The sequence below is a fragment of the Plasticicumulans sp. genome (assembly GCF_035331805.1).
Lineage (GTDB): Bacteria > Pseudomonadota > Gammaproteobacteria > Competibacterales > Competibacteraceae > Plasticicumulans.
The window spans coordinates 1-6,012 of the sequence record NZ_DAOLKE010000218.1 but is presented as its reverse complement, the minus strand read 5'-3'; the positions used below and the strand labels follow the sequence as shown (position 1 = coordinate 6,012).

Annotated in this window: 3 protein-coding genes; 1 reads left to right on the top strand and 2 read right to left on the bottom strand. The window is 73.0% G+C overall.

Going from position 1 to position 6,012, the window contains the following annotated elements; all coding sequences use genetic code 11:
• Positions 1-2,533: DUF6493 family protein (locus PKE44_RS13700; RefSeq protein WP_324552126.1), on the bottom strand; the 2,533-nt coding region annotated here is incomplete at its 3' end.
• A 12-nt stretch (positions 2,534-2,545) separates the two neighbouring features.
• The gene (locus tag PKE44_RS13695) at positions 2,546-3,913 is read right to left on the bottom strand and encodes an SWIM zinc finger family protein (protein WP_324552124.1); all 1,368 of its coding nucleotides are present in this window, start codon (positions 3,911-3,913) and stop codon (positions 2,546-2,548) included.
• A 31-nt stretch (positions 3,914-3,944) separates the two neighbouring features.
• On the opposite strand from PKE44_RS13695, the gene PKE44_RS13690 reads away from it, so the two are divergent.
• Positions 3,945-6,012 (top strand): CHAT domain-containing protein (locus PKE44_RS13690; protein WP_324552122.1); only part of this gene is annotated, 2,068 nt, incomplete at its 3' end.

Sequence of the window (6,012 nt, the reverse complement as noted above, 5' to 3'; positions counted from 1 at the left end):
CATCGACGTTGAGCGGCCAGAGCGTCAGCGTCCATTCGATCAGCCAGGGTGCCGAGTAGCCGACCGCCAGCGAGCGATGCGCGGCCGATTCGTGCGCCAGGCAGGTCGGCACGGCGAGGCTCGGGTCGATCGTGCGCAAGGCCAGCGACGGCGCCGCCAGACGCAGCCAGCCGGCGAAACGCCGCAGCCAGGCGCCGCCGGCGCGATTTTTCGCCGCCGCTCCCCAGGCCGGCGTCGGCGCCGGCGGCGCGGCCGAGTACGCCGGCAAAACCTGCAGTTCGAGGCTCGGGTAGGTCGTGACACGGCGCTGCTGGCGCAGCGTGCGCGTCCCGGCGGCCCACTGGTAGCGGGCCGGGCGCAGGACATCCGGCCAGTCGAGCGACACGCCGAGCGGCGCCAGCGGGCCGCTCAGATCGGCCAGCGGCGCGCGCGCGCGGCCGGCGGCGATCCACAGAGCAGCTTGCTTTCTGCTCTGCGCGTCGGGACCGCTGTCGCCGCCGAGCGCCCAACGCAGCGCCGGCAGCCATTCTGCGTCCAGCTCGGCGAGCCGGGCGAGCGCTTGGTCGCGCCCGTCGGGCGCCAGACGCAGCACCGCCTGCAGAAGATCGGCGGCGAGCGGGCGGCGGTCGGTCTGGGCGTAGCCGCGCAGGCGCTCGACCAGGACGCGCGGGTCGATCCAGCCCTGGGCGTGCGTCGGCGTCGCCAGCGGCGGCAACGCACCGTGGCGTTCGAGGTGATCGGCAAGCTCCCACAAACGCCGGTCGAAGAAGCGCTGCGGTCCGCGCACCTGCTGCCAGAAGGGATAGCGCGTGCGCCGCCGGCCGCCCTCGAGCCAGGTCAGCACCAGATCGCGCAGGCCGTTCGGCGCGCCGGGCAGGACGAGGCCACGCGCGTCGGCGAGCGCACCGGTGTACATCCGCCTGACCAGCGCTTGCGTGCGCGCCGCGAAGTCGGCCGGCCGCTGGTCGAACAGGCGGGCAATGCCGTCGACGATGCGCTCGACCTCGTCGGCTGAATCGACCGCCTCGATGGCGTGCGCGACGCTGTCGATCAGCGCGTCGACGCTGGTGATCGGCAGCAGTGGCGGCAGATTCGTCAGCATAGGCAGATCGGTCAGCGCGAAGGCCAGCGGCGGCGGCGGGCGCGAGAAATCGACTTCGCCGGCCAAACCGCCCAGGGCGCGCAGACGGGAAGGCAGCGCCTGCAGGCGCACGCGCCATGGCGAGACGGCAGCGCTCTCGCCGTCGGCCGACCCCGGCAGCGCCGGCCCTTCGCTTGCCGCGTCGTCACCGAGCGCGGCGAGCTGGGCGCGCGCCAGCGGCGTCAGCTCGCCGGCGACCGCACGCAGCGCTGCCCGCTGCTCGTCGCTCCAGGCCGCGGCATGGGCACAGCAAAGTTGCGCCGCCGTCTGCTGCACTTCGCTCGCCGGATGGCGCAGCGCTTCGCGCAGGACGGCGTGCGCGGCCGCCGCCAACTCGCCCTCCGGCAATTCCTGCTTGAGCAGCCGGGCGACGAGTTTGAGCGCCGCCAGCGGCTGCGACTTGCTCGGCAGCGCGAACAGCGGCGGCAGCGCGGCCAGCGTCGCTTCGCCGGCCAGCGGCCGCCGGCGGGCAATCAGCGCAAGCTGGCGCAGCGCGAAGCCGACGACATGGCCGCTCCGATGGCCGAGCAGCTCGCGGTAAAGCGCCTCGTACGCGTCGAGCTCGTCGGCGCTCGGCGCCAGCCGCGTATGCAGCTTGTGGTAGCCGGCGAGGACGTTCGAGCTGCTGCTCGTCCACAAACCGGCGAGACTCGCTTCGAGCAGGCGCCGGCGGTCGATGCGCCCTTCAGCGGCGAGCCTGATCAGCGCGTCGCTCCAGCTTTCGTAAGCGGCCGGGCTTTGCCCATCCCGAGGCGCCCAGGCGTTGTCGAAAACGTTGGTGTCGACGGTGAAGAGCCGCCAGATTTCGTCGTCGAGCAGGTCCGGGTCGGCGAGCAGGCGCGCGCTCAGCGGCAGGTACTCGACGCCGGGCGGCGACCTGCCGGGATTGAGGTCGCTGACCATCAGTTGCAGGTAGCCGCGCAGGGCGTCGCCGTCGTCCGGGCGGCGACACAATCCGTCGCGCACCAGGCCGCGCACCAGGTTCCAGCTCAGTCCCGGGAACTCGTCGCGCAGGCGATGGCCCAGCCAGGCGTCGCGCCAGCCGGCGTCGCGCGCCGCGACCACCCGCCGCAGCAGCAACTCGGTATCGCCGCGCGCGAGCATCTGCACGCGCTTCGCCTGGTCGATGGTACACAGCGCGAGGACGGCGAGCGAGAGCCTGGCGTGCTGCGCGTGCCAGGCGCGCCCGAGGTTTCCCTCGCGCGTCGCCGCCGCGCCGGGGAGCAGTACCCGCCACTCGTTGAGCCGCCGGCCGCCGTCGATTTCCTTCCACAGCCCGGCGGCGATCGGCGCCAGCGCGCGCCGCTCGTCGGGCGGCAAGGCGAGCAGGGTATCGACGATCTCCGCCGGCGACTGGCGGGCGACGAGCGCGGCGAAGTCCCGCTCGTTCATTCGCTCACTCGTTCATGCCGGCATCGCCACGCCCGTATCCGCCTCGCCGTCGCGCAGCAGACGGGCGGCGAGGATGTGCTTGCACGGCCCGCGCTCGCCCTGCTGCTTGCTGAACCACGGACAAGAGCAGCGGTCGCTGTCGGCGCGCAGACGAACGTGGTGCACGACATCGCTGCCGTCGACGGCAAAGTCATCGCCGTCGCCGCTGCCCGGCAGCCGCCGCACCCGGTTGTCGGCCAGCAGTTGGCGGGCGTCGAGCAGGCGCGGCTGCATCGCCTCGACGCGTTCGAGGTCGAAGGGAAGTTCGCGGTGAAAGTAGCGGCCGGTGCTGCAATCGTAGCCGGCCAGCCCGCGCGCGCCGAGCGCCGCCAGCGCCGCTTCCACCTCGCCGGCAGTGAGCTCGGTTGCCCGCGCCACCTCGCCGACGTCGATCTCGTTCTGCCAGTGCAGTTGCGCGCGCACCCGCGGCAGGGCTTTCTGCCAGGCGGCGGAGGCGAGCGACGACAGAACCTGGCCTTCGCCGGAAAAGCCACGCTGCGTTTCCGGGCTGACCAGCAACGTCACCCGGCCGACCGCAAAGACGACTTCCCATGCGGAGACGCCGGAAAGCGCGTCGCTCCAGATGCGCAGCCGTTCGGCGCGCTGCACCAGCCCGGGCAGCGTGCGCAGCCGGTGCACGCCGCTGATCGCCACCGCCCCCTCGGCCGGCCGTTGGCTCAGGCGCAGCGCGGCGCCGGAGGAGATGACAAACGACGGTTGCCGGGGAACGCTGGTGAGCGGCAGGCTGCGCGCGAAGCGGCGCGCCTCGCCGCCGTCCACCTCCGCCCGCAGCACCAGCCGCGGCAGATAGGCCTGCACCTCGCTGAAACCCTTCAGCCAGCGCAGCGGCAGGCGGACCTTCTTCTCGACGACGCGCTCGTCGCCGCGACTGAGCGCGAAAGCGGCGCGGCCGACCGAAAACTCGACCCGCTCCCGCTCCTGCAGGCGCATCAGCGCGGCGCGCATCGGCAGGTTGAAGTCGACGTTGGTCGTGCCGCGCCCGTGCCGCTCGGCCGTCAGCCCGGCGGTGGCGAGATCGACGCGCACATAGACGCCGCAACAGCCGCTGAATCCCTCGAAGCGCAGCATCGCGTCGTTGCTGGTCACCACCGGGTCCATCTGCGGCGGCCGCGGCAGAAAGTAGTGCGTGCGCACCACATCGAGCAGCGCCAGCAGCATGTCGGCGACGCTGCGCGGCTGCTCGATGCGACCATGGAAGAAATACGGGTGCTCGTCACCGCGCGACGAGGTGGCAAGCTGCAGCGTCCGCGCCTGCGGCGTCGCGACGACGGCCGACGCCCAGGGGTAGCGATAGGTGAACTCGAGGGCACTGGCCGCCATGCGCTGCTCGCTCAGGAAGAGGATTCGGGGAATGGCCTTGCCGCCGGGCAGCGCCCGCCAGTGGCCGGCGCCATCATATATCAGGGATCAGGGCTGCCGCAGCCGCGCGCAGCGGCCGGCGCTGCGCACTGCGCCGATCGCGACGCCGGTCGCGACCCCGGTCGCGACCCCGATCATCCACCGCCGCCGCGCCCCCAGCCGGCCCATTCCCGGTCGCCCTTCGCCGCCTGCCGGCAAAAATCGACTAATATCACTGCGCGCTGCGTGGGGCAGCGGGGTCGCCGGGAAGCGACCACGATCAAGGGCCACCGTCAGCGGCCACGGACAAGGGGGGAAAACGATCATGAACAGCAGCGCCATCATCCGGCCGCTCGGCGGCGATGTACTCTGCCGCTCAACCGCCGGCGTCGGCGCCGCCGACGCCGACGAGCTGCGCCTGGCCGGCGAGCCGCTGCGGCAACGCCTCGTCGACTGCTGCGCGCGCTACGAAGACGCCGTGCGCAGCGGCATGGACGGCGAGCTGCTCGCCATCGGGCGCGAACTCTTCGCCGCCCTCGACGGCAACGGCTGGGCCTCCGCCTGGGCCGCCCGGCCCGGCGTGCGCGCCTTCGAAGTGCGCGTCGACGACTACCACGCCGAACTCGGTCGCGCACTGCTCGACGCGCCGTGGGAACTCCTCGCCGGGCCGCACGGCCACCTCGCCGACGACGGCCTGCAGCTCTTCGCCGTCGTCCGCCGCATCGGCGCCGTCGGCGAAGCGCTGGCGGTGCAGTGGCGCGACCTGCACGTCCTCTTCATGGCCGCCGCGCCGGCCGGCGCCGATGTTCTCGACTTCGAAGGCGAAGAAGCGGCGATCCTCGCCGCCACCGACGGCCTGCCGCTGCAGCTCGTCGTCGAAGAAAGCGGCAGCGCCCAACAACTCGGCGAACGCCTGCGCCTCGACGGCCCGTTCACTGCGCTGCATCTCTCCTGCCACGGCACGATCGACGACGCGCGCGGGCCGCTGCTCGCGCTGGAAGACGAGGCCGGCGAACTGGCCGCCGTCGACGCCGGCGAATTGGCCGCCGAACTCGGCGACCCCGACCGGACACCGCTCGTCTTCCTCTCCGCCTGCCGTAGCGCAGAAGAAAGCGACAGCGGCGACGGCCGGCGCGTCGAACCCTTCGTCCGCGACCTGACGCGCGCCGGCTTCGCGCACGTCCTCGGCTGGGACGGCTCGGTCTACGACCGCGACGCGATGGACTTCGCGCAGACCTTCTACCGCAGCCTGGCGGCGCACGACACGGTGCCGCACGCCGCTGCGCGCGCCCGCCTGGCGCTGCGCCAGGCGCAACTCGCCGACAACGAGCGCGGGCGGCACTGGCACCTCGCCCGCCTCTACCTCGGCCCGGCCGGCGGCGGCGCGCTGAGCGCCGGTGGACGGGCCAAACGCACGCCGCCCGGCGCCGCCAGCGAAGCGCAATTCCTCGACGCCGAGCGGCAGGCCGTCCCGGTCGCCCGGCGCAGCGAATTCGTCGGCCGCCGGCGCGCCTTGCAGCAGGTATTCAAAGCCCAGCGCAGCGGCGCCGCCGGCGTCCTCATGCACGGCATGGCCAACCTCGGCAAATCGAGCCTCGCGGCGCGCGTCGCCAGCCGCCTCAGCCGGCACCGCACGGTCGTCGTCTTCGCCCGCTACGACGCGCTCTATGTCTTCGACCGCCTGGCCGACGCGCTGCCGGCGGCCGCGCGCCGCGCTTTTCGTCAGACCTGGCGGCAAAGCGTCATCGACGATCCCGCCAGCCTGCGCGAAGCGCTCGAAACCCTGCTCGAAGATGGCGCGGCCGACCCGCTGCTGCTCATCGTCGATGACCTCGAACGTGTTCTCGATCTGCGGCCGCAGACCACCGCCGCCGCGCCGCTGCAGCCCGGCGACGCGCGCAGCGCGCTGAGCGCGATCCTCGCCGCCTTCGCGCACGCCCGCGCCGCCGGCAGCGAATCGTTTCTACTCCTCACCAGCCGCTACCGCTTTACCTTGCCCGACGCGAACGGCCGCGACCTCGCCGCGGCGCTCGTCGGCGTCCCGCTGCAACCGCTCGACGCCGGCGACCAACGCAAGCAAC

Bases quoted from the DNA above. Each gene is read 5' to 3' on its own strand.
- PKE44_RS13695 (WP_324552124.1), bottom strand. From the start codon at position 3,913: ATGGCGGCCAGTGCCCTCGAGTTCACCTATCGCTACCCCTGGGCGTCG.